The organism is Staphylococcus pasteuri, assembly GCF_030547725.1.
GTDB classification, from domain to species: domain Bacteria; phylum Bacillota; class Bacilli; order Staphylococcales; family Staphylococcaceae; genus Staphylococcus; species Staphylococcus pasteuri.
Genome location: NZ_JAUOQO010000995.1, coordinates 1 through 235, shown reverse-complemented (window position 1 = coordinate 235; position 235 = coordinate 1). Strand labels below are relative to the sequence as shown.

General features: G+C 57.4%; 1 protein-coding gene. It reads right to left on the bottom strand.

From position 1 onward, the window contains the following. Positions 1 to 221, bottom strand: a 221-nt coding sequence (locus tag Q4528_RS16165) for a PrpF domain-containing protein (RefSeq protein WP_303522787.1), incomplete at its 3' end; no start/stop codon positions are given. Positions 222 to 235 lie beyond the last annotated feature (14 nt).

Sequence of the window (235 nt, the reverse complement as noted above, 5' to 3'; positions counted from 1 at the left end):
ATGAAATACCGTGTCGCGATGGTCCCGCCCTGATTGGCCGGGGCCAGCAACCCGAATTTCGGGGTCACGGATTTGGACACATCGCCCATACCCATTTTTGCCCCGGCCAGACGGCGAATGGCCTCCATCCTCGTATAAAAATCGGCATTTTCGTCCAGTTCGGCCGCACTTTCATAGCCGGTCAAGCCAAAGCTTTCGGCCGTGGCGATCACCATCGGCATTGCCACATCCATGC